Source organism: Streptomyces termitum (assembly GCF_014650175.1).
Lineage (GTDB): Bacteria > Actinomycetota > Actinomycetes > Streptomycetales > Streptomycetaceae > Streptomyces > Streptomyces termitum.
In genome coordinates this window covers 86333-110373 of sequence record NZ_BMUL01000012.1, presented here as the reverse complement: position 1 = coordinate 110373, position 24041 = coordinate 86333, and the positions used below count along the sequence as shown (strand labels likewise).

15 protein-coding genes are annotated in these 24041 nt (G+C 65.3%); 6 read left to right on the top strand and 9 right to left on the bottom strand.

Going from position 1 to position 24041, the window contains the following annotated elements; all coding sequences use genetic code 11:
- Positions 1 to 22: 22 nt before the first annotated feature.
- Both IE219_RS22365 and IE219_RS22360 read left to right on the top strand, forming a co-directional pair.
- Complete coding sequence (locus tag IE219_RS22365) at positions 23 to 1480, top strand: ATP-binding protein (RefSeq protein WP_189980261.1); 1458 nt, start codon at positions 23 to 25, stop codon at positions 1478 to 1480.
- A complete protein-coding gene (locus IE219_RS22360) occupies positions 1477 to 3453 on the top strand; it encodes a Druantia anti-phage system protein DruA (protein WP_189980259.1) in 1977 nt (658 codons plus the stop codon). The genes IE219_RS22365 and IE219_RS22360 overlap by 4 nt, the downstream gene beginning before the upstream one ends.
- 227 nt (positions 3454 to 3680) lie before the next feature.
- Here IE219_RS22360 and IE219_RS22355 read toward each other — a convergent pair whose 3' ends face one another.
- The 5 genes from IE219_RS22355 to IE219_RS22335 form a co-directional block, all read right to left on the bottom strand.
- Positions 3681 to 4874 carry a hypothetical protein gene (locus tag IE219_RS22355; protein WP_189980257.1) on the bottom strand — a complete coding sequence of 398 codons (1194 nt, stop codon included), beginning with the start codon at positions 4872 to 4874 and terminating at the stop codon, positions 3681 to 3683.
- A complete protein-coding gene (locus tag IE219_RS22350; protein ID WP_189980255.1) occupies positions 4871 to 5437 on the bottom strand; it encodes a DUF4365 domain-containing protein in 567 nt (188 codons plus the stop codon). The genes IE219_RS22355 and IE219_RS22350 overlap by 4 nt, the downstream gene beginning before the upstream one ends.
- 145 nt (positions 5438 to 5582) lie before the next feature.
- Positions 5583 to 11150, bottom strand: a complete 5568-nt coding sequence (locus IE219_RS22345) for a DEAD/DEAH box helicase family protein (protein ID WP_189980253.1) — start codon at positions 11148 to 11150, stop codon at positions 5583 to 5585.
- Complete coding sequence (gene druD / locus IE219_RS22340) at positions 11147 to 12238, bottom strand: Druantia-type antiviral defence protein DruD (RefSeq protein ID WP_189980251.1); 1092 nt, start codon at positions 12236 to 12238, stop codon at positions 11147 to 11149. Before druD ends, IE219_RS22345 begins: the two co-directional genes overlap by 4 nt.
- Entirely contained in the window at positions 12235 to 15117 is a 2883-nt protein-coding gene (locus IE219_RS22335; protein ID WP_189980249.1) for a hypothetical protein, read from the bottom strand. The genes druD and IE219_RS22335 overlap by 4 nt, the downstream gene beginning before the upstream one ends.
- A 971-nt stretch (positions 15118 to 16088) precedes the next feature.
- Between IE219_RS22335 and IE219_RS22330 the strand changes: the two genes are divergently transcribed.
- Both IE219_RS22330 and IE219_RS31895 read left to right on the top strand, forming a co-directional pair.
- Positions 16089 to 16883, top strand: a complete 795-nt coding sequence (locus tag IE219_RS22330; RefSeq protein WP_229849937.1) for a nucleotidyl transferase AbiEii/AbiGii toxin family protein — start codon at positions 16089 to 16091, stop codon at positions 16881 to 16883.
- A 211-nt stretch (positions 16884 to 17094) separates the two neighbouring features.
- Entirely contained in the window at positions 17095 to 17382 is a 288-nt protein-coding gene (locus tag IE219_RS31895; RefSeq protein ID WP_229849947.1) for an integrase, read from the top strand.
- Positions 17383 to 17863: 481 nt separating this feature from the next.
- Here IE219_RS31895 and IE219_RS22320 read toward each other — a convergent pair whose 3' ends face one another.
- The 4 genes from IE219_RS22320 to IE219_RS22305 form a co-directional block, all read right to left on the bottom strand.
- Positions 17864 to 19303 (bottom strand): hypothetical protein, encoded by a 1440-nt coding sequence (locus IE219_RS22320; protein ID WP_189980247.1) that lies wholly within the window; start codon positions 19301 to 19303, stop codon positions 17864 to 17866.
- Positions 19300 to 20226 (bottom strand): hypothetical protein, encoded by a 927-nt coding sequence (locus IE219_RS22315; RefSeq protein ID WP_189980245.1) that lies wholly within the window; start codon positions 20224 to 20226, stop codon positions 19300 to 19302. Before IE219_RS22315 ends, IE219_RS22320 begins: the two co-directional genes overlap by 4 nt.
- 651 nt (positions 20227 to 20877) lie before the next feature.
- On the bottom strand, positions 20878 to 21375 hold the full coding sequence (locus IE219_RS22310; protein ID WP_189980243.1) for a sigma-70 family RNA polymerase sigma factor family protein: 498 nt from the start codon (positions 21373 to 21375) through the stop codon (positions 20878 to 20880).
- Between the two features lie 91 nt (positions 21376 to 21466).
- Positions 21467 to 21847 (bottom strand): DUF6479 family protein, encoded by a 381-nt coding sequence (locus IE219_RS22305; protein ID WP_189980241.1) that lies wholly within the window; start codon positions 21845 to 21847, stop codon positions 21467 to 21469.
- A gap of 140 nt (positions 21848 to 21987) precedes the next feature.
- Between IE219_RS22305 and IE219_RS22300 the strand changes: the two genes are divergently transcribed.
- Both IE219_RS22300 and IE219_RS22295 read left to right on the top strand, forming a co-directional pair.
- Positions 21988 to 22497 carry a SigE family RNA polymerase sigma factor gene (locus IE219_RS22300; protein WP_189980239.1) on the top strand — a complete coding sequence of 170 codons (510 nt, stop codon included), beginning with the start codon at positions 21988 to 21990 and terminating at the stop codon, positions 22495 to 22497.
- Between the two features lie 187 nt (positions 22498 to 22684).
- Positions 22685 to 24031 (top strand): hypothetical protein, encoded by a 1347-nt coding sequence (locus IE219_RS22295; protein WP_189980236.1) that lies wholly within the window; start codon positions 22685 to 22687, stop codon positions 24029 to 24031.
- The last annotated feature ends 10 nt before the right edge of the window (positions 24032 to 24041 follow it).

Genomic DNA, 24041 nt, shown 5'->3' with positions numbered 1-24041 from the left:
GAGCAAGTCATCGGGAGAAGCGATGGGCCAGCAGACGCAACGCAAGGACGACCTCCTGGTCTCCTCCAACTTCATCCGCGCAGTCCGGGAGTCGGGCTACGTCAGTCTCTCGACCGCCCTCGCAGAACTCATCGACAACTCGCTCCAGGCGGTAGCGACGAAGGTCGCAGTCACGGTCACGAGGCCCAAACCAGGTGGTCTTCCGGAGATCCGTGTGGAGGACGACGGCGAAGGCATGCCACGCTCCGGGCTCGAGGCATGCCTCCGCTTCGGCGGCTCGTCACGCTTCGACGAAAGGCAGTCGTTCGGCCGGTTCGGCATGGGGCTGCCCGCCGCGTCCCTCAGCCAGGCGCGGCGAGTAGAGGTGACCTCATGGCAGAACGGTCAGGCGGCCAACCGGGTCTGCTTGGACGTTGACGCCATCGCGGCCGGGACACCAGTTGATCTTCGGGCTCGCCGTCAGCCCGGCGCCACGACGGGGTCGGGCTGCCTGGTGACCTGGCAGCACTGTGACCGTATCGAGTACCAGCGCCTCGCCTGGCTCGAGCGTGTGCTGCGGCGGGACCTTGGACGCATCTACCGCCGCTTCCTCAGCAACGGGGACCTCACGTTGACCCTCAATGGGAAGCGGGTCGATCCGGTCGATCCAATGCTTCTCACGGCGAAGATCGAGGGGCACAGCGCAAGCTTGGCGTTCGAGCCGCTCCGCTACGAACTGGCAGCGTCGTCGGGCAGGACGGCCTTCGTTACTGTCCGGTTCGCGATGCTGCCGGTGCAGCACTGGCAGCACCTGGATAACGCGACCAAGCGGCGCAGCGGCATCGTAGGCGGAGCTGGCGTCTCCATCCTCCGCGCCGGTCGCGAGATCGCGAGCGGCTGGCACCTCATGGGGGCGAAGCGCAAAGAGAACTACGACGACTGGTGGCGCTGCGAGATCGAGTTTGATCCCGTCCTCGACGAGCACTTTGGTATCACCATCAACAAGCAGGGAATCCGGCCTTCCCAGGTACTCCAGGAGGCCCTCGGGTCGGAGTTGGAGGCGATCGCCCGGCTTTTGAACTCACGTGTCCGCCAAGCTTTCGAGGAGGTCAAGTTTCGAGCGGCCACGGAGGCGTCATGCCGGGTAGCGGCGGCCGCGGATGCCGATCTGCCTGTCATTCCTACGGCGGGTAGGGGCTCGGGCGCCCTGAGCTACCGGATTGGATCCGAGCAACTCTCGATCGATAAGATGTTCGCCTCCTCTCTGAAGCGGCGCACGCTCGATGTCACACTGAACGTTGACCACCCTGCCTTCGCAGCGTTGTACCGCCCGCTCCAGAAGTTGGGTGATGAGGCGGCAGGAGAACTCCGGACTGCTCTCGAACTGTTCCTCCTGTCCTTGGCCCGCACCACAACACTCCTCAGCCGCGACGGCCACAACTGCGACGATCTCCTGCGCATGTGGAGCAGGACCTACGGACGGATGCTCCAAAAGTCATGAAAGAAGAGGCCAAGCTCGTTCCTCTCAGCCTTCCGGTCGATGCCTCCCGCCGGGAACGGCAAGGGTTCGCCCGGCTCTGCACCCAGCTTGCGAGCACGCCAGTGGGGGCTGAAGCCGTAGGCGACCACGAGCGGTGGATGAAGGCAGCCAAGATCAACAACTTGTACGACCAGCCTCTGTTTGCGGCAGCTGCTCACGTCGCCATTGATCTTGTGGATCAAGGCTGGACGGTTCGAGTGGACAGGTCTGAGGCCGTCTTTACTCCCCCTTCGGTCCACGGCGACCGCAAGGTGGAGAAGGCCCGGATCCGGCGCCAGGAGCACCTCCGCCGTGACGAACAGCTCAGAAAGAGCAGCGTTCGACGGTTCGTCGAGGGAATGGAGCGCACGCACCAGCACGGCGACCGATTGGTCTCCGTCTTCAACCTGATGCGTGACGGCCGCGAGCTGGCTGACGCGTTTCAGCGCGCCGGCGCGTCTGCCGATGTCATTAAGCCCTACATCCAAATCGTCGACTCATCGACTTGTGAACTTACTGGATTCAAACTTCACGACATCTGGCGTTACTTCCGTCACACATGGTCCAACGCCTACGCGACCGTGCCTGGTCGTTCGATGCCGATCTTGGTCCGGGACGCAGCCACCGAGTTCCACGCGGTGATCGGGTTGGCGGCCATCTCCAGCCCTGTCGTCCAGATTGCCGAGCGTGACCACTGGATGGGCTGGGAGACGGATCAGTTCCTCGAGCAACTGCAAGCTGAGCCCACTGCTGATATTGCTGGCTGGCTGGTTCAGCGGATCGAGGGCCAGCAGAGCGAGATCTACGTTGACGATCTCCTTCGTGACGGGATTCTCCAACCAACCGACCTGGCAGCGCCCACGCCCGAGGTCTTCGCTCGGCTGCGGGCCGATGCCGATCGGCACCGACAGAGGCACCACCAGGCAAGCACGATTCGTGCAGTCCGCAACATTGACCGCGAAGCGTGGGTGGAGCGCGCCGAAACTGACCTATTTCGGAGCAAGCGTTCGTCAGCGCTCGCAGAAGCCCTAGAGATCGCCAGCCTACTTGGAGGCTATCTCTCTCCGCCCACGATCGAAGGACTGACCAAGGCATTCTCGGATCCGAAGGCCCGTTCGCAGATGCGCCGAGTGGTGCGTCGCGCACGTGGAGAGAGGGTCGGTACTGTCATCGCCGACCTCACCGTCTGCGGCGCCGTGGCGCCCTACAGCGCGCTAGCGGCGGGGAAGCTAGTGGGGGCACTTGCCGTCTCGCCCCAGGTTCTGTGCGCTTACCGCGAGAAATATGCACGCCCGAGCGAGATCGCGTCGGCGATGGCCGGCCGCCCGATCCTGCGTGAGCCGCGGCTCTCCTTCGTCGGAACCACGTCGCTCTACGGCACAGGTTCAAGTCAGTACAACCGACTGTTTTGGCCTGCTGACGTCATGGGCGGTGAGAGCGACATCCGTATGGGCTTTCACGAGCTTGGACGGTCACGATCCTTCGGGACCTCTCACTTCTCCGATGAGACCGTCGACGCCCTGGTTCGAGTCTCGACGTTGCGCGGCTCGCTCGTCCGGGTCAACAGTCTCTTCGGCGAGGGTGTCAGCCCCCGACTACGCAAGGTCCGAGTGGGGCTGGCAGCGCTTGGCTGGCCCGCCAACGAGTTGCTCAAGCACGGACGCGAGCGCATCCTCTACGGGGTTCCTCTGGTCGAGAACGTGCGGGACTACTCGCTCGGCGTCGACCAGGAGCCGAGGTACCTGCTGAATCCCGAACTGACCGAAGCGGACGCGAAGGTCTCCGAGTGGTGGCTTGAGCGCTGGTGCCGACGGCGGGCCACACAGGAGCATGTTCTTGAGTCCATGCGCTCGCATCGGTTGGTACGTCCAGTGGAGCACGGTGCCCGCGTGCCGCTGCCTGTAGGAGAGGGAATGGCGGCGCCCGGCGAGGAAATGTTCCCTATCTCCAATTAAGAGACCGTTACCACCTACTCCAGACGTCGGCGCTGGCCAGCGAACTGTCTGGGAGGCATTCCGGCACGATGACTACCGACGGGACGTGCCCCGTCTCTTGCTCAAGCGCGGATGCTTGAGCACAGGAGTTGTCATGCGATCGCCTGTGTCCGCGGGCTGTGCTACACCCGGTTCCGGGGTAGCACAGCCCGCGAGGGACGGACGCTGGTGCACGGAGTGCTCTTGCTTCATGCCTCGCCCAAGTCGGGTTTTGACGATCCTGAGAGATGCTGCAGGAAGCTCGAATCGACTTCGATATCGCCCGTCAGACGCCATGCACGACGTTCGTACGAGAGGTCTCCGGTCACCGTAAAGGGCAGTTGGCGCCTATATGCCATTATTGCCCAGCCGTGATTCTCTCCAGCTAGCGGAACCTGGACTCGCAGAGTTTTTCCACTTACCTCCGCCGCGACGGTAATGATTGCTGATTCGTCGTTGCTGGATGCCGCATCATCCCGCGTGAGTGATTTTACGAGTCCGACCAACGTCTCCCGTCGTGTGGGCTCTTCCCTTCGTACGAGCCGCTCCCGGACTCGCGGGAGCTCATCAATCACATCGCGGTCCAGCGCAATGGTTGCTAGTCCCACGTCCGGCTTACGTTCAGCTGCTGCCCATTGGAAAGACAAGTCCAGCGAACGAAGGTGTTCGGGCTGCGACATATCTTCGAGTGATTCCACTAGACCTGCACTTAGCCCTAGCCTGCTTGGAAATTCGAGGGCCTCCTGGTCCCAGGATTGCGTCAGGCGCTTTGTGGTCTCGAGTCCTCTGGCTAGGGTCTCCATAACCCGCCGGGGGAAGGCAATAGTTGACCGCTCGAGGCTGCCGATAGCCTCGGGGCTAGGGTCTCCCAGGCGTGTTACGACAGTGAACACAAAACTGCCACGCTTCGTGTGTCCAAGCCGTACGTCTTCATCCAGGAATTCTCCTACTGCTGCTGGCCTGCGTCCCTTATGCGAGTGATGGGGGTCAGCGGTTGTGGTTGCTGCTGCCCTCATCATCTTGTAGATAGCTTGCAGCGTCTTTTCGGCTTGCTGGAAGGGGATTGTGCCGTCAATCATGCCTTGGTCGAGACGAACGAAAAAGAGGTCCGCGCGTGTAGCGATGATGTGTTCCAGTAGCTGACCTGCATCCCAGTCATGAATGTGCCCGAGTGATTCGAGTGCATCCACGAAGCGTGGCATGAAATCTGCGAAGTCCGTAGCAAGCGGGATCATGACCCGTGGCGCGGCGGAAAAGCGACCCGAGCCGTAGCGCCAGACCTGACGAACATCCGGCTGTTGATGTTCGAGTTCCCAGTCATGAGAAGCCAGGAACTGGGAGACAGCAAGAGGGGTCAACGCAGATGCAATATCGCGGTAACTGTCGAGTATGGATCGGTTCACCGCGAACCCTCCTCTGCATCGCCGATCGTCTTCATTATGCCCAAAAGCTGCTCGCCCGTGAACAGGTTTCGACGCGGCAAATGTACCGTGTGGTACTCCTTGATCGGGCCGTCATATCTCAGATTATCGGCAGACTCCCAGAACATGCGGCTTCGCGTGAACAAGCCCCATTCGTCGGTTCGTAGCCATGGCTCTGGTTCGCGTGGAATAAGGAGTACACCGAGATAGGCGGGGATGTACCGTTTCCTGCGTGTCAATTTCCGAAACGGCTTTGCCTTCATGCGCCAGGTCATGCTGTCATCTTTGAGCAGACTTTCTTGGTAGGTGCACTTGAGTTGGAGCTCGAACTGCGGACCGTAGTAGCCGCGGTACTCCGCCGAGGAAACGATCGTAATGTCAACGCCCTCATAGTCAGTCTCATGAGGTTTTATCGAGCATCCGGCGGCGTAGGCGATCATTCGCGTAAACGACACGCTGAAATGTTCCTGTAGTGCCGTGATCGGCACTTGCCCCTCTGCGAGGTCATCCTCACCCATGGCCTCTTCGAGGTCATCTGCCGGCATACATCCCCCTCCTGGTACCGCTGCCAGCGGTCAAATTCACCCTAAGGTCTTTCTTTTCCGTTCATGGGCTACGTCACACGAACGACGGTTGCGCTTGGTGACGACAGGACCGCCACCGACGCCTTGGCGCCGGTGGCGGTCCAAGTCAGCTCAGCGCCTGCAGTACCTGCTGGCTGGCGAACGGAAGATTGCGAGAGATCACCATGTCGTCGATCAGGCGGACTAGCACGTTGCCGGACTGTCTTGCCGCACGCAGACCGTCAGTTGGTGCCAGATCAGGGCTCAGCGGGCCGTGCACGCCCAGGATCCACTGTTGGTCACCATGCCTTGCCAGGATCGGCGCGGTGATCGTTCCAACTCCCTGAACGTCGATTTTGGCCCCTCGGGCGAAGGAAATGTCGTCGAGCGCTCGGCTGTTGAGGTCCTCGTAGAGCTTGTCGGCCGAACGTTCGAGTCGCTCCTCGTCCAGACTCGGCGGGGTTCCGTGGATCAGGTAGCGCAGCAGACTGGCGCCGACGTGCCGGTCAAGGAGGTTGTGCTCGAATCGGTTGCGGAAGCTGCGTAGACAGCGGTAGCAGGACTCGTCGCAGTTCGCTGGGCATTCTTCGAGTCGCTCCAGCGTCCGTTCAAGGATTTCCATTCCGCAGTCGTTGACCCGTCGAGCGAAGCCAGCACCACCTGCGAGCGTGTCGTACACATAGATCTCGGCCTCAAGGCCTTCTTTACCGAGGGGAGTCAGCGCAGGACGGTACTCTGCCTGTAGTTCCGTAGCCTCGATATCGAGCTTCTGGGTCGCGGCGATCGTCAGCGCCTCAGCGACCGTACGGAGCGCGACGTGTGTCGACAGCAGAGCTGGCCTCAACGTGATCGGCGAGGCCACCTTCAAGCGAACCAGAAGCACATCCGAAATAAAGTCAGTTCCCAGCACTAGACCCCGTGTTGAGCCTGTTCCGGGACAGTCGGGCTCCTTTTCGTCGGGGTAAGGCTTCTTGTGCGTACCGACGACCACCCCAGTCGCAGTCGCAGTCGGCTCGATAAGCCCGCAGCGCGTGCAGTAGGTGTATCCCTCGTTGCGTGGGCCGGTGTTGGTGACGAGCAGGGTTTCGCGGCGGTACGTCTGTGCCAAGCGATCGGTGACACGCTGCCAGGCAGTCTCCTCGGTCGGCCCGGGCGCCATGAGCTTGGCGCGTGTGGCGTAACTGCGGGTCGGCGCGTCGTCTGGGCTTGTGCCCGGCGCCTTATCGGCCGGGTGCGCAAAGCCTGGCGGTCGCATCCAGTTCTTAGCCTTGCCGAACTTGCCCTCGGCGCCGCAGGCTGGACAGTCACGCTCTTTCCCACGCTCTGCCGGGTCGTGAGGGAAATGCTTGGCGTAGTGGCACACCTGGCACTCGAAGTACAGCAGCTTGTCCCGCCAGGCTTGAAAGCGTTCCTCTTGGACCGGTGCGTAGATGGCACCGGAGGTCCACTCCTTGTTATCAACCCACACCACTTTGCCAGGTGCGTACTGGCTGAGGGCCACCGGGAGCCCCTGGCTGGGCGCATAGTGGAACTCGGCCTTGAACGGTGTTGACCGATCGAGATCGAAGACGTGGAAGGCCACGACATCGGTCGGGAACGCGTAGCGCGGCAGCACCCCCTTGTACAGCAGCCGATCAAGCAGGTTCGTCTGGCTCCGCCGGGCGCTCGGCTCCTCGGCGCCGTCTTCGGCGGGGCCCTCTGCCTCCACCTCATCGGGCTCCGGTGAGGCGTTTTTCTCGGAAGCAGCCGGCAGACTCCCGTCGAGGTCCAGGTCAAGGGCTTTGTCGATCTCACGGAGTGTGCTCGTGACGACACCGCTCAGAACGGCCTCGCGGTCCGCCTCACTCAGTTCATAGGGAAGCCACGACGCAATCTCCTCACGCAGCGCGTGCTCCTCGGACCTCAGCCACTCTTCCAAGTCGATCCGATTCAGGGGGGATGCTGTCCCTACGAATGCCTCCACAGTGCCGAGGACTTCGAAGAGCTGCGGCTGCTCGTCGGGTTCGATTGCTGGCAGCCGATCTTGGTGATAGCGCTGTAGCAGGTAAGCGATGACATGGCGACGCGTGATTTCGTCATTGTTCATCGTCAGTACCGGGTCGTCGACTTCACCGCGGATCATGAGCGCTGGCTGACGGAAGTAGTGGTCGTCATGTGTGTCGGCGCTTCCGAAGGCCAATACGGTGGCGACAGCGTTGCCTCTACGCCCCGCCCGCCCTGCGCGCTGCTGGTAGTTGGCACGCGATGGGGGCATGTTGCGCAGCGCGACGCCGGTTAGGCTGCCGATGTCGATGCCGACTTCCATCGTGGTCGTGCAGGACAGAACGTCGATGGCGGCGCGTGCCTGCTCACCTTGGCGGGTCAAGCCGAGGTCGACGTCCTGGAACAGCAACTCGTGTTCTTCCGCCTTGGAGAATACGGCGTCGGACTGGGCGGCATTGAGTTGTGCCGTGTGCTCGGCGGCGATGATGCTCAATGGAGGCTCAGGCGGTTCACTCAACGCCCGGGACGCACTGGCGCGATAATAGCCCTTCCGGGCTTGGAAAACGGGATCAGTGTCGGGATTTAGCGTGCGAACCCGATCGTAACCGCAATTGACGCACCGGATTGTGCCGGGAAAGGGCCGCTGCGTGAAGCGGCAGCGCTCGCAATATCCCCACATTCCACCAAGTTCCAGGGCAACGTTCTGGGCCAACAACTGAAACTTGCCGGCCACTGGTTTGCAGAACGTTTTCAGCAACGTCTGCAGCCAGTCGTCCGCGAACTTCTTCCTCGCCGCCTTCGAATCGAGCCAACGCTCGATCGATTGGAACTTACCCCTGTGCGGTTTGACGCCGCCCTTCGTCCTCCCCCATTCACCATCGGTCATCGAGGGGAACCAGATGCCGCGGGTTGGGCTGCTCCACTGCGCTAGCCACAACCGGACGAGCGCGAGCTTGGCCTCGGCGCTGTTTGCGACCCCGTCGATGTCCGGCAGTTCCGTCAACAATGTATCGGTGAGGTCCGCCCGCTCACGGAGGGATGCCAGGCCCAGGGACGACAGCCCGTAGTACTTGTCCGTTAGCGTCGCGTACATCGCCCTCAACAGCGACTGCGGCGGATTGGCGGTGGTGAGCAGTGGCACCAACCCAGCAGGATTGCCTGAGAGCGCACCGTTGTCGATTGCCTTCGCGACCGTGTCCAAGACATGGAGCGTCTCCATGGGGCGTAGTTCCGGACGCAGCCGCACCGACAAGACTCGCGCTCCGACCATGACGGCCACGTACAGACGCTCCAAGCTGAGCGACGGCGCCAGGAACGGTTGATTCGCCAGCTCCTGCCACCCGCGCAAGATCAGGGGCCGAATGGCATCGCGCATCGAGTAGCTCTGAAGATTGGGTGCAAGCCGCGCAGCAACCTGCCGGGAGTCGGAGAACGCGAGCACCTTGCGACCGCGCAGCGGCGCAAAGTCGGTGTACGGCTGGGCACCTGGCGGTTGGACCTCGAGCTGACGTGTCACCAAGGCTTGGAACGGCTGGTCTCCCTTCGTCTGGTGATCCTGCACCGAGGAACGGCCGGGCCCAGCGAGTTGCCCGCAGACACCGCAGGGCTTGAACTCTCCGTTCGCCTCCGCCTCACCGTCACCGCCATCGTCGTCACCCTTGACGACCTCTCCCCTTCGAAGCCGAGGAATGAAGACGCTGCGGACGCGGGCACCGAGTTCTTCTGGATTGAGCCGGCCGGTAACGAGATCGATGTCGGCGGGCTCGACATCGCCATCGGATGGGTCCTCAAGTAGTAGATCGAGTGCCTCGAGTTCGGGGATGGAACCCGATGCGGACTCGAACGATCCCCCCGGCTCGTGCCATAGGTACGACGGCTCGATTACGTCGTCGGTATAGGTCCGTGCATAGGCGGAGCCGCAGTGCCTGCAGGTGTACAGTTCGAAGACCCGGGCACCACAGCCGCAGGTTGCCCTCGGCTGGGCGTAAAGCTTGCCAACCGGCCCCGGCTCTGGGTGCACTTCCCGGTCAACCTCCGGACAATCGGGGTCGATACACGCCCACAGGCCAGGCAGCCCACGAAAGAACGCATGCACGCGACATGGCAGCAGGCCCGCGTCATCCGCCGATCGTCGCGCCGCACTACCCAGCGCTACCAGGGAAGATACAGCCCTATCGGCAAGCTCCGTCTCAACAGTCGGGAAAATGAGCGCGCCCAACTCACTTACCGGTTGTGCCCGCTGCATCGTCTCGTTGACGAGCAGATTCATCGGGCCGAATCCGCTGAGAGCATCGTGCAGCAGTTCACCGACCGTGGCGCCCTCTGCCACGGCGACTTTTCGATAGTCCAGAAGCCCCTGAACGGCGGCGATGCGGGCCTCGTCTTCCTCACCCTCGTAAAAGTCGTGCATCGGTACGGCAGCGAGACTTTGAGCGTCCTGGAGGCTCCCCGGCCCAGCGAGCTCTCGGAGTGCGAGACGACCTTCGACCGTCCTGAAGTCGGACTCGGATTTGCCGCTCAACTGCGCAGCGAACTGACGCGCGTACTCAGGGCTCGCGAAGCTCGCACTCGTACAGATCACCTGCAGGCGCTCGGGCGCGATGCCAAGCCTTGCGCGGAGCCGGCGCAGCAGGAGAGCAACCTCGGCGCCGGCTGCGCCGCGGTAGAGATGGGCCTCATCGATGACCAGGAGGAACTTCTCGTCTGGATTGTTCGCCAGCCAGGCCCGCGTCGCATCGAACACCGGCCGCTCAAGCGGGCGCATCAACATGTACTCAAGCATCGAGTAGTTCGTGATCAAGACATCCGGAGGTGCGTCGAGCACCTCGTGGCGCGTCAGGAGTTCGGGGTCGTTGGGCTGAAGCACGGCACGGACGAACTCGCCATCCCTGTTCTTCCAGCGGGAGCCACTTTCGCCGTACCAGGCCTTCAGATTCGGCTTGGCCGGCCACTTGCCACGTGATCGCAGCTTGTCGATGAGAGCTGCCGCCTCGCCGTGCCCCTGCGACGAAGGGTCGTCTGCCCGGTTGATGAGGTGAACGTAGAAGTCCTCGATCGAGCGAAGCCGTGCCTGGTCCTTCTCAACCTTCCGTACGCCTGGGTACAGGGTTCGGCTGGTGTAACGGGCGAAGCGTGCTGGGCGATCGGCCCACGCGCTGAACTGGGCCGTGACGCGCGGATCGCCGAGCAGGAGCCGAAGACGACCCAACTGGTCATTCACCAGCGCGTTCATCGGATAGAGGATCAAGGACCGCACAGCCGGAGCGGCGAAGGAGTCGGGCCTGTTCGCCGCCTCTGCTGCGAGCTTTGCCAGCATCGGCAGGAGGAACGACTCGGTCTTTCCTGAGCCGGTACCAGTGGTGACCGCAAGGCTAAGGCCGTCACGAGTCGTCCACTCAAGTGCCTCGGCCTGGTGGGTATAGGGCGGGTCGTACAGCAGTGGCTTCAGGTCACCAACGTGTGTTGTCAAGCTGCCGAAGAGCGCTTGGACAGGTGCAGCGAGTTCGAGATCACCAAAACTTCGGTTTGTCTGATAGCGGGGGGTGCTCTCAATGAAGGGCGCTCGGAACAGCACGCCCTCTTCTTCGAGCAGCACACGACGCTGATCGATCACGGTGGGATGCCCCACGTGATAGGTCGCCTCGATGTAGTCCCGAAGGGCTGCCTGAATCCTGGTGACCGTCTCCGCGATCGTTGGCGCTTCCACTGTCACGCCACCCCTCCCTCTTCTCTGACGTGCATCCACAGCATGTCAGTGACGAACGCCGACATCTCGCCGATCACCGAGATCGGTACGCGATACGACGTCAATGCGCCTCTCGCCCGTGAAACGGGGGTTCCCACGAGCTCGAGGTAGCGCTGAGCCCAGCCGGGCACAGGACCGAACAGGTCCAACAATCGGCTCCCGGGCGCCCCTGCAGCGGACCGGACGTGCATCACCTGCGGGTTTCCGATCACGGCATCGATGGCTGCCTGGAAGCGCCACGCTTCGTCGTACGCCGTCGCATCAGAGGTCTCAACCGGAAGATCCACAAGTGCCCGAGGCACGCCACGCTCGATCCGTACAAGACACCACAGGTCTGCACCGTAGGCCTGGGGCCGGCGAGCAACGAAGTCGCCGGAGTCGCCGTCCGAGGGTGGTCGCCAGCGGCCGCGGTAGTAGTGAACTGACGCCCCAGGATCGATGATTGTTAGACCGCTAACATGGCCAGATTCTGCAGCCTGGTCCAGGCGCTGACGCATCGCAACGACGACAGCGGCGGCGCGATCCGCACTCGGGTGGTTGAGCCAGTGCTCACGTCGGATCTCACGCAGGCCGGCGGCACGCAATCGGATAGGACCCACCTCTGGGTCCAGCTCTACGGACCGTGTATGGCCCTCGTACAGTACCTCCGTGTCAACAGACTCATCCACGAGCGGGGAGGCGTTGGGGCGTACGCCCAGCAAGAGGTACTGCCCGGGAGCCTTCGCCACGTACGAGGGAGGAGCCAGGTAGAGCTGGCGACTGCCACGATCCTCCTGGCGAGGGAGTTCGACCAGGTCACCAATCGACACCAAGAGATCCAACTGCTCTGCCACCTGGCCGCGAGTAACCAAGCAGGCCTCGTCGAGAGGGCTGATGGCTTCAAGGACAGCTTCCACGAGTCGACGTGGCGTCGCCGGACACAGGAACGAGGCCGCTCGGCGAAGCGAGGCGCATATCGCTTCGGTCGAGAACAGGTCAGTAGCCGTCTCATCCAGCCCCAGCGCACGGACCGCCCGCTCCGCAGCATGCGTACCACTGACCGGAGTTATGTTCATCGGCTACCTCCGATAACTGGCTGGTTCGACGCCTCTCGTAGGTCTTCAGTCCCGAGCACGGCGAATCGAGCTGCCCGAATGAGCGCAGGAGAGTGCAGCACACAGTCCAGGAGCTGGTCTCGTTCGGTTTCGTCCCAACTCACAAGAGAGCCCGGTCTGGTCACAAGAGGAAGCAAGAAGTCTGCTGCGGTGTTCGGATCGTCGATGCCACTAGCTGCAGCGATGATGCGGATCGCACGGGCGAATCCCTCGCTCAGCGCTGCCGGTGAGTCCGCCCATTGCCAGAGGTGGCTGGCAATCTGCTGAGCCGCAGCACGCTGCTTCGGATTCTGGCCCACGAGTTCCCGCATTTCGTCCAACACATCCGGCGGCTTGCGATCGCCGACAGGAATGCGTTTGCGCTCCAAATGAGCCCACCTGTTTCCTGCGGCAAGAGACACAAGGGTCGTCGTGATTGTGTTGAGAACCTGTTCCCGCTGATGACGGGTGAACGGATCTGCTGGCGCATCGGCGTGAAGCCATCGGTGGTGACCAAAGATGAGTCGCTTCATCTCGGAGAGCGACTTGTCTGCGTACCGGATGATCAGACGATCGTTTAGTCTCTGGCGCATCCGGTTTGGCTCGGGTGGCAAGACGATGGCCGCGGTCACATTGCCAGACGTCGCCTGCAGCAACCCTCCATTCGTCGGGACGAAAATTGGTCGACGGGAATCGCAGCGCTCGCCGGTCAGAGGTTTCTCCACCGGAAACAGGAGCACCTGAGTGTCATCCCTGCCCGTCCGATCGATCAGACGTGCCTCATGCTCGCCATTGTGCCGCTTGGTAAGCACCCAGCGGAGCGGATGGAAGCCACGTTCGCAGACCAGGGACGCGAAACCTACTCCGCTCCGGGACACCGATACTTCGCACGACTCGGCCTCGTCGTAGACGGCGAGCAGCTTTCTCTTGTGCAGTTCCTGATCTGCCAACCGTTCCCACGCGCTGTCACTGAAGGGAAGCGAGATATTGTGATGTGCCTGTGCCAGCGTATTGCCAGCATCGTCGCGCAGCGCAATCATGAGTTCCGCCTTCGTATCTAGCGGACCGTCGATCGAGAGGCTCGCCCCACCATCCCAGAGCTCGGTCAGTTTCGGACGAGCTGGCGTGGCGAACAGCCGGATGCCTGCTCCCTCCGTAGTGTCATCCAGGTTCGTGTGTGGGTCGCAGATAGTGATTGCGAGCGAACCGCTTGCAACAGTCGCACCCATGCCTGCGTTCAGGAGCTTAACGTCCACCTCATGAGGGCCCAGAGCGAGGTCCTCAAGGGCGAAGATCAACTCTGGCTTGGTGGCAGGCCACTCGAGCACGATTGGGAGGCCGCCGTCGATCGTCACAGCGCACATTTCCGTCGCCTGACTAGATCGCACCGCGAGCAGCGCCGGCTCCCCAGCGAGCCACTCGACAGCGCCCTCGCCGTCCCAGGCCCCGGGGACGAGCCCGACGGGCCGAATCGACACATCCGTCACCACTGACAACTCGGCCGTCGCAAGATTGGCGATTTCAGCTTCGCCAATAACTTCTGGAATCTTCACCTCGAAGGCGTGCACTCCTTCAGCCAGAATCGTTGCTTTAATGGCGTACGGCAGCGCCGGCGGTTCACTATCGAGTCGTCCAACTAAGTAATATTCATGGCCGGGTCGCACGAATTTTCCCTTTACCTCAACGGCTAGCCCACCCGGTTGCTTCCGGAAAACCCACCATGGGCCCTGGGTGATGGAGCAATGGTCCGCGATCAGACTGTTAACGACTGATGACCCCCGCTCCAGTTGGATAATGGGATTCTCGGGCCGAGGCCATGTGGACAGAGCCACTTCGCCCGGGTACAGCAGTTTTCCGCGGGGAAGCGGTTGGCGGCGACCCTCAATTTTCGGGCGACAATTCCGAAGTTCCTGACCAACTTGATCGTTCCGTGCCTGTAGCGGCGTGAGATCCGGCAGCTCCAATGAGGGACGCCAACCGCCGTCTACCCTCCGCAGGACTAGCTTCGGGTTAGTGATGGCCGCGAGTGGCCGCCGCCGGTTCGCGGGCCCCATATTCGACTTCATAGGGAGAAATCCGCTTGAACGGATCAAGTTGGCGGAGTGCTTGGCGCGGGTCAACCAGGTTCGTGACTGCCCTTCGTTGGTCAGGTCGTCGACCAGGCGAGTGAGTGCCGATCGCACTAGGTACGGGGAGTCCTCCTCGTCGCCTGAGAGCATCGCGGCGGCCACTTGGCCGAGGAGACTCTGGTTGCTGCAGAAAATCTGGAAACGCTCGCTGTATCCACCCGTGCGCGAAGCCAGGCATGCGCCAAGAGTGTTGGGATCGCTGAGGAGCTCTGCGGTCAATACCGCGCGTGACTCAAACAGCAGCTGTGCGAACTGCCGTTGGAGATCGGCCGGCATGATTGCGTGCGTGATTGGCCAAGCAATGATGTTGAAGTTGGCCGCAAAGCCTCCCTTCGGCTCGGCCCCGCCGTAGTCGGTTGCGAATCGCTTGAACCATTGTTTAATGCGCTGGCGGTTGGTGGGCACACTCCAACCCGGACTGCTTTCCCAGCCCGGTGTCTTCTGAGCGAAGAGAGGCCAATACTCATCTCCAACGTACTCATAGCCGATCTCTGCTGCGTAAACTACAAAGGGTAGCCACCAGGTGCGGGAGCGAGTATCGAGTCCCTGTCCGACGGCCCCGCGCACGGCTGTCAGAAGCAGTTCGAAGTCGCCACTGCTGAGGCTGTGCTCCAGCGCAAAGACGGGAGCCGCCGGCTGGAGGGCCTGGCGATGTTCGTGAAGGCTCCGGAAGTGGTCATGCAGTCGCTTGTGCAAGTACTTGAGGAGTTCTACTGAACCGTCGCGCGCCATCCCATCCATGCTTGGTGTCACCTCTCTTGGGTCTTGCATTGCCGCATAGATAGTCTCCGACAGAGCAACGACACCTGGGGGCGTCACGCAAGATCGACACCTGCGGGTGGGAACTGACGTTCTTGTGCCGCCAGCAAGGGTCTAATGTGACAAGGTGTTGTTCCTGACGGGGGTACGTTGGATGTGGTCGGGCACCCACACTCGCCTCGCGGCTTGATGGCACCCCCGGGCCAGGAGGTCAACGGTGTACGCCTGGAGCGATTGCCAGCCCGCGCGGCGTGGACCTTCAGGGCGTTGACTGGATCGTCCTGGATCTCGGATCGTGATCGTGGGCTTCCCTCATGTTGGCGGCCGTGGAGGCGATGTGCAGTCGCCAGAGGCTGCTCTTACAACTGGCCGCTGAAGACTGGTGCTGCCCAACCGTGCGGGATGCAGCACAGTCGAACGCTACCCCTTGTCGACCTCGCCTTTGACCTCTTGTTCCGCGTTCCAGCCCTGGCTCCCGTCGGGGATGCAAGCCGTGCCCAGCAGAGAAGCTGCTGCGGGCGACGGAGATCAAAGAGCCTGCTGCGCGGGTGCGAGGACTCTGAGGGGTCAGGTGCCGTGAGCACTGTGCCGGTGGTCTACGGAATGGGGCATGCTGGTGTCATGAGCAGGTATGCGGAGGCGCGACTGTACGTAGTGCCGGAATCGCTGGAGGAACTGGAGGGGCCCACGGAAGGCTGCGTTCGGCTGCCTCGGCACATCGACTGGGGTCCCGCATACGAGTACGAACTCACGGATCCGACGGATCTTGCGGTGATGTACGAGCGGGTCCTGCGTGAGGCGCGCTTGCGGGAGGACCTGCAGGCGTATCTTGATGGCACTACGTTGCGGCGGCTGTGGGGCCGGCTTGTACTGCCTGCCCCGGCGAGAGCTCTGTGGGAGCGCCGATTCCCCGAACTGGTGGCACGGCGATCGGCCGCCGCGTAGTGGACGAGTTGCACCTGCGGTTGATCCGCCTCGGTCTGGAAGCACTGGGTGACGACTTCGGGTTCGCCCTGGCAGGCGGGTATGCCGTTCAGGCCCATCACATTGTTCAGCGGCTCAGTGACGATGTGGACCTGTTCGCTCCGATCGAGCGCCGAGGTGAGATGCCCGCAGCCACGGAGCGGATCGTGTCCGTTCTTGGCGACAACGGATACCGCGTGGAGATCCTTCAGCAGGCGGAAACCTATGTGCGGCTCATGGTCTCGGATCCGGTGAGCGGGCAGGAGACCAAGGTCGAGTTGGTTGCGGAGTTCCTCCAGCGGTCGCCAGTGGCGTCCGAGTGGGGGCCGGTGCTACATCGGGACGATGTGGCGGCCGGCAAGATGGAAGCTCTGTTCTCCCGGGCCGAGGTCCGTGACTTCATCGACGTCGACGCCCTCATCCAGGCCGGGTACTCGCGGGAGCGGCTGATCGAACTCGCTGCTCAGCGGGACGCAGGCTTCGACAGGGCCGTTCTGGCTCAGATGCTGGCCGGTGTCGGTCGATTCAGCGACCGGCAGTTCTTGGTATACGGAGTGGATCAAGCCCGGGTCGACGGCATCCGCGCACAGTTCGAGGACTGGCGGCAAGAACTTCAGAGCCCGGGCGCGGACGGTGCGCGTACGGCAGCGGCCCGTGCTTCTTCCCCCGCTGCGAACAGGGCTCGCGCGGATTCGGACGCACCTGCCGGTCCAGTACCCCAGGCGGCTGGCGAGCCTCGCCGGGAACCTCCGAGCAACGGTCCCCGGCGTCGCTGAGTCCGTTTTGCGGCAGCCGAATCCAACTGGCTGCGATCACTCGTATGGGTGAATCCCTTGTTCTGGGAGGTTCTTTCCGTGTGCGTATGGATGACGCTGGTGATCAATCAGGTGTGTAAGACGCTGAGGTGTTGACCCGCGGCATGGGGAGGGTGCGGTGACAGAGCAACTCGGAGCGGTCGGCGGTGCGGTCCTCACCCGTGAGGACTTGATGGCCTTGCCACCCACGGTGGACCTGCAGACGGCGAACAGGGTCCTCTCGATAGGGAGGTCTACTGGCTGCGGTCTGGCGAAGCGGGGTGAGTACCCGTGCAAGGTGCTGAAGCTTGGCAACGCCTACCGGGTGGTGACCGCTGATCTCCAGCGTCTGGTGGCGCTCGACGACACGGCCAAGGAACCAGTGCTCTCGGTGTCGCCGCAGGATCACAGGAACGCTGCCGTCACGCATGAAGAAGTGACGCGACGTTGCTGCTGTCATTGCCGGTGCTGTTCCTCGTAGGACCCGTAGGGAACGAGAGGTCTCGTCGATCTGTAGGTTTACAACAGATAGCGTGGCAGGCAGCCCAAGCGTGTACTGCCTATAACTGAAGGCTTCTCAGCGGCCGCCAGGCAGTCCGGGAGCATCTTTGCCGGTGGACAGCCGGTGGACAGACGTCTTTGGACGGGGTGGCACGAGGTACTACGGGGTGGCCCAGTCCACATGCTTTGATCAGGGAAAACGTCACGAGGTGGCATGGCGCGGCACCGCGCGTCATGAACGCTTTCGGACTCGTAATGCGTAGGTCTCGGGTTCGAATCCCGAAGGCGGCTCGGAATTACCCCAGGACTCACTCGCCGTGACCTGGGGTTTTTTCATGCCCGGGTGATGCGCGTCGTGTGAGGGGAACGCCGTGGGAACGGCTTGCGTGAGCGCTCGGCAGGCCGACCGGCTCGGCATCAGGTCGGCGAGCCGCGTCCGTCGGGGGAGTGGCCGCGTTGCTTCACCAGTTGGGGTCGAGGACCAGCGGGGCATCCTCGGATGCCATCCAGGCGTCGAACTCCTCGGGTGTCATGAAGACGGGACGGCCTGCCTCCGCGGCTGTCAGCGCCGCCAGACCGGACAGCGCGGCTGCCGGATCGGTGCTCGCAAGCCGTTCCCGTACGTCCTTCAGGCCGGGCAGCACGACGGCCGACGCGCGCGTCACCGGGCCCAGGGCGGCCGCCGCTGAACCCAGCAGCCCCGAGGTCAGGGACGCCGTGAGCAGCTCCCGCTCCAGCAGCTGCGCGCCCGGCCCGCCGGTGCCGCGGACCGCCACCAAAGCGGCCTGCAGGCCCTGCGCGATCAGCGTGCCGGCTGCCTGGCCCACCAGACCGCCCACCAGTGCCCCGACCACCGGCACCGGGATCACTGTTTGCGTCACCGCCCCGCATGCCCAGCCCAGAGCGGTCCGCAGAGTGGCCTCCGCGCTGCAGGCCGCGAACTCGCCCGCGTCGATCCGCCCGCGCGCCAGTGCCACACCGGCCTCCGCCACCGCGTACGCGGCACCGGCCGTCGCGAACGCCAGGTCTCCGCCGCCCAGCACCGCAGGAAGACGGCCGGCCCTCGACGCCGTACGGATCACCGATCCCAGCCCCGCGACGGCCCCGGACCGCGCCGCAGCCTGGGCCGCCGACGCGGCCGCTGTGAGGGCCGCCGACGCGGCCGAGGTCTCACCCGCCCGCACCCGGGCCAACTGTCCGGCGGCGGACACGGCCCCGGCGACCAGCCCGCCGACCGCCGCCGCCGTTCCCGCCGCAGCCGCCGCCTCCCGGCCGGCCGCTCGTATCGCCTCACCGCGTGCCCAGCGCATCGGGTCGAGGGCCGAGCGGTGCGCGTCGGCCAGGTCGATCGGGTCGGAGGTGACGTTGCCGTACTTCAGCCGGTCCTTCAGATGCGCGTGGGCGTCCGAGTAGTCGGCGAACCGCACTCCCTCGGGAGACATGGCGAGTCGGCGCTCCAGCAGACTGTCCACGGCGGCGACCCGGTCGCCCGCCACCAGCCGCGCCATCCCCTCGTAGTGCGGCTGGGCCACCTGGTGCGCGGTCTTCGGGACGCTGTCCATCAACTTGGCCTGCGCCTGGCCCACGAGCCGGCCCCGGTCGACGAGCCAGACATCGGCCGGGGCCGTCTGTGAGCCGCCTTCGGCCCACTCCGTGACCACAGCCCGGACCGACGCGCCGGCCCGGATCGCGTTCTGGTTGAAGGAGAGCGCGTGCTGTACCTCGAAGAGGTGTCCGGCACGCTGGGCGTTGCCGATGTTGACGTACCGGTGCACCAGCCGCTCCACCGTCTTCTGGGTGCGCAACGTCTCGACGGTGGCCTCGGCCAGCCGGCGGGTGGCGGCGTCCGCGACCGTCCAGGCGGCCTGGTCGGCGGCGCCGGGCAGAACCGTACGGCTCATGCGGCGGATGCCAGTGCGGCAAGGTGGGCACGGGCGTCCGCGACGACGCGGCCGGACAGCTCGCCGACCCGGCCGTCCTCTCCGGCCGGCGGAGCTGCCATCACCTTCACAGTCGTGCAGGCGAGATCGAAGACCTCCTTGACCTGGGCTCGCTGCTCCGCGTCGTACGCCCCGTAGTCGTCATGGTCGGCGGCCAGTGCCGCGAAGGCCGGCAGCCGCGCTTCCATGGCCACGCAGAGGTCCTTGAGCACGAGGCGGATCTCCCGGCTGCGCTGGAACACCTCGGACAAGGTCCGGCGAGCCTCCGCCAGTTCGGACTCCGCCGCTCCCAGTTCCTCGGCGACCTTTTCCTGGTCTTCGCGGGCCGAGCGGCCCTGCCATTCAAGGAGGACACCGCCCACGACGAGCGCTGGTACGGCGACAACCGCGGCCAGGACCATCGTTCCGGCGGCCACTCCGCCGCCGCCCGCCGCCAGCGAACCACCGCCCAGCCAGGCCAGGGTGGCGCTACTCGCGGCGGCTCCGGAAAGCCCGGAGATGGCTGTGCCGGTGGACGCGGTGGCGAAGGCGCCGACGGCCAGGTAGGTAGCCGCGCCGATGCTGGCTCCGGCGGCTCCGCCCCCGACGAGTGACCCGACCGCGGACACCGCGAGTCTCTGTATCTCCTGCAGATCGACGTCGGCCGTGGCGTGCCCAGCCGGGTCCACCGGGGCAAGTTCGGCCAGATCCACCCGCTTGAGCCGCGCGAAAGCGTCCCGGAAGGGGACGAGGGCCCGATCGTAGGTGGCCTGCCGCTGCTTCTCCTGCGCCGTACTCTCCTGGACGACGTGCCGGTCGAGCTTCCTGCGGCGGGTGCTCAGCTCCTCCCTGCGCTGTTCGTTCCTTCGCGCGAGCAGGACGGCTCGGTACATGGCTACGGCCATGCGGCATTCCCTCCCCTGGACAGTCGCACTGACTGGACGTCAGGCTATCGCCGTTCGGGTGCCCACCTGGGCATGTCTGTGATGTGGAACGTCCCAGGGGGCGCCCCAAAGCAGGTGCGATGGGTTTGTGAGCGTGATGCGTGAGCGAAGCGGCGGTCAGCCCGTCTTCGTCACCTTCTTGGCCTTGCGCTGGAGCGGGACCAGCTTGGCGGTGGCCTCGGCGGCGCTTTTGCCGATGTGGGGAGCACTTTCTGGTGGATGTCGCGCGTGATCCGGGCGCCGCTGTGTCTGAGAGCGGCCCCTTCGTGGCGGGTGGCTGGTCAGCGGCCTGTTGCGACGAAGCGGAGGTAGCGGAGCAGGCCAAAGGCGCGGCGGTGCTCCACGCCCGCCGTGGCGAGCTGGGTGGCTGGCAGGCGGTGTGTGGTTGTGGCGCTGGCGAGTTGGGCCTGGCGCTGATGGGAGCCGGTCCGGGTCCAGGAGCACATGCTCTTTTTCAAGCCCCTCGCCTTTATCGGTGACGTCATTCTCGGAGCTGACGAGGCGCATTGGCTCAAGAGCTGTTTCTCGTCCACGGAGTGGTGGCGTCGACCGGTCGAGCGGGGAGACGCCGACTGATGCACTGGATGGAGTGACGGGGCGGCCGGGGACAGGTCAGGGTCGCCAGGTGGGTGGGGTCGGCGAGGGCGTCGATGCTGGGGATGTGGTTGTGGGCGCCGCGTCGGGGTGGTGGGCGCGGGCGCGGGTCGCTGTCTGGCGGAGGGCGGCCGGGGCGCGTTCCAGGGCGGGGGCCAGGTCCTCGTAGGGGACGCCGAAGTCGTCGTGGAGGACGAGGATCAGGCGTTCCGCCGGGGTGGGGGAGAAGGGCGCGGGGGACGACCACGGGTCCCAGGGCGCGGTGTGGCGGGTCTCGCGGGCCCGGAGGCGGCCGAGGCAGACCCGGGCCAGGACGGTCTCCGGCGGTGGGCCGGGGTCGGGGACGGGCCCGGGGCCCCGGCGGGCGCGCGGGCCGGGGCCGTACGAGGAGAGGATCCGTTCGGTGGCGCGCACCGCCTCCTCCGCCTCGGGGGAGGAGGCGAGGAGACGGTGGGCCATGGCCCGCAGGCGGGCGTGGTCGGGGGCGGTCGATCCGGTGACCGGTGGGGTGCCCACCGGTGGTGGGGCCGTGTCGGGGCCGGCGCCGGTTGGTGGGGTGGTGCCTGGGGTGGGGCTGGGCGCTGGTGAGGGGCCGGGCGGGGGCATGTCAGTCGCCGTGGCCGGGGCCGCCGCTGCCGAAGCCGCCGCTGGAGATGCCGCCCCACTTGCGTTTCTCCTCGCTGGGGGGTTCGGGGGCGGTGGTGCCGCCGTCCTTGAGCTGGTAGGGCATGAGGCGGTGGGCGCCGTCGGTGCGGGGGACCTCGTTCGGGCTGCGGTACTCGGACGCCTCGCCCGGGATGCCCGCGTCGTCCGGGCGGTGCGGCTGTTCCTCGGGCTTGGGGGTCCGGGATTCACGGTCGCGGACGCGGAAGCCCAGCCAGACCGCGGCGATGAGGACGGCGACGAGCACGAGGCCGCCGATCACCTGGCCGAGGCCGGACTGCCAGACTCCCGCGGCCAGCGTCTGCGCTGCGCTGAGAGTGTTCATACTCCAGGGTTACCCGATTTTCGACAGTTTGTACGTTTCTGGCGGCGGCTCCTGAAGAATCTTGAAACATCCGAGCCCCTCCGCCGCGTCGATGGGGTGTACGGCGCCCGCACCATCCGAGCCACGCGAGAAGGAGGCGCATGAGAAAGACCCGCGCGGACGAGTTCCTGGAGTTCGCCTCGGCGCGCACGGGCCAGCTGTTCCGGTCGGCCTGCCTGCTGACCAGCGGGGACGTCCATCTCGCCGAGGACCTCACGCAGGAGACGCTCGGGAAGATGTACGCCCTGTGGGGCCGGGTCTCCCGGATCGGGAATCCCGCCGCGTACGCGCAGACCGTTCTCGTCCGGACCTTCCTCAGCCATCAGCGCCGCCGCTCCGCGACCGAGCGGCCCCTGGGAGAACTGCCCGACCGCACCCCCGACGACGGCACCGACCCCGCCCTGCGGATCGCCCTGCTCGACGCGCTTGCCGCACTGCCCGCGAAGGACCGGGCGGTCGTGGTGCTGCGCTACTGGGAGGACCGCAGCGTCGAGGAGACCGCCGACGCCCTGCACACCAGCTCCGCCGCCGTCCGCACCCGCTGCACGCGGGCGCTCGGCAAGCTCCGCCAGCGGCTCGGCGGCACCATCGGCGAGTTCGCCGCCCGCTGAGCCGAGCCCGCTCCTCCCGACCGCTTCCGGGGCCGTTCCCCGGAGCCGCTTCCCGGGGCCGTTCCCAGGTCCCAGACCCTGGCCCGGGTCCCGTTCCCTGATTCCGTTCCCAGGGAGGAGCGGCTCCGGGATGGGGACCGCCCCGGGCGTCCCCCCGTACCCACCGAACCGAAGACGGTGATCCGCCATGCCCCAGTACGACCCGAACGGCCACCACGACCCCGCCGCCGACCCCGGTTTCACCGCCGAGCTCGGCTCCGCCCTGCGGACCGCAGGCGAGGGGTTCGCCCTCGACGGGCGGCCCGAACTGATCTCCGCCGGACTCGTCCGCGGCCGCCGCCGGCTGCTGCGCCGCCGCCTCGCCGTCACCGGGGGCGCCCTCGCGCTCGCCGCCGTCGGCATCGGAGGCGTCTACGCCGGTTCCGTCGTCACCCCCGACGGCGCGGCCGCCAAGGCGTCCGTCGCGGCCCCGCCCACGAGCGAGAAGCCGCGCGGCGAGGAGACGCGCGGCGAGAAGCCGCCCGTCGAGGCCGGTGAGCCCGGGGGGCCGCGGCAGGGCGCGATCCCGATCGGCGACATCATCACCGTCCTCAAGGCCAACGCCCCGGCCGGCACCTGGAAGTTCGACCAGGAGGACGGCGTCGGCCAGGGCGTCTCCGGCACCTTCGACGACGGCCGGGGCGAGTCCGCCTTCTTCCTCTCCCTGTCCCGCGCGGGCGGCACCGGGGAGACCGGCGCCGCCATGGTCACCTGCCCCGACAAGGTGTACGTCCCCTACGACCGGTGCACCGACGGCCGGACGGCGAACGGCTCCCGCGTGATGATCCTCCAGGGGTACGTGTACCCCGACAAGCGCGAGGAGACGAAGAGCTGGCGGGCCACCCTGCTCACCAAGGACGGCTTCCTCGTCGACTTCAGCGAGCACAACGCGCCCGCCGAGAAGGGCGCCGAGGTCAACCGCGAGAACCCGCCCCTCACCGGCACCCAGCTCAAGGAGCTCGTCGCCGCCGACGCCTGGAAGCCGCTGCTGGACCTGATCCCGCCCTACGTCCCGCCGACCGGGCAGCCGGACGGCCAGCCCCTCCCGCCGCCGGTCCCGGGGGTCCAGGGCAGCGCCGTCCCCAACGCCCTGCGCAGCCTGCTGCCCAAGCACCTCCGGATCACCGACAAGGGCGGCGAGGGCGACTTCGGCTACGCCGTCGTCGACGACGGCAAGGGCAAGAGCCTCGTCCAGGTCAACGTCCAGTACGGCATGGGCGACGCCTTCGGCGGCACCGGCGAGGTCACCACCCTCCCCGACGGCCGCAGGGTGGCGCTGTCCCAGCAGCCCGGCGAGAAGGGCGGCGCGGGCGTGGTCTGGTGGACGGCCGACACCGTCACGCCGGACGGCTTCCGGGTCGTCGTCTCCGCCTTCAACACCGGCGCCCAGCACCAGGACGCCACCCGCGCAGAGCCCGCGCTCACCATGGAGCAGCTGAAGGCGCTCGCCCTCGACCCGAAGTGGGCCAAGCTGCCCACCAAGGCCGTGCGGTAGCCGGAAGCGG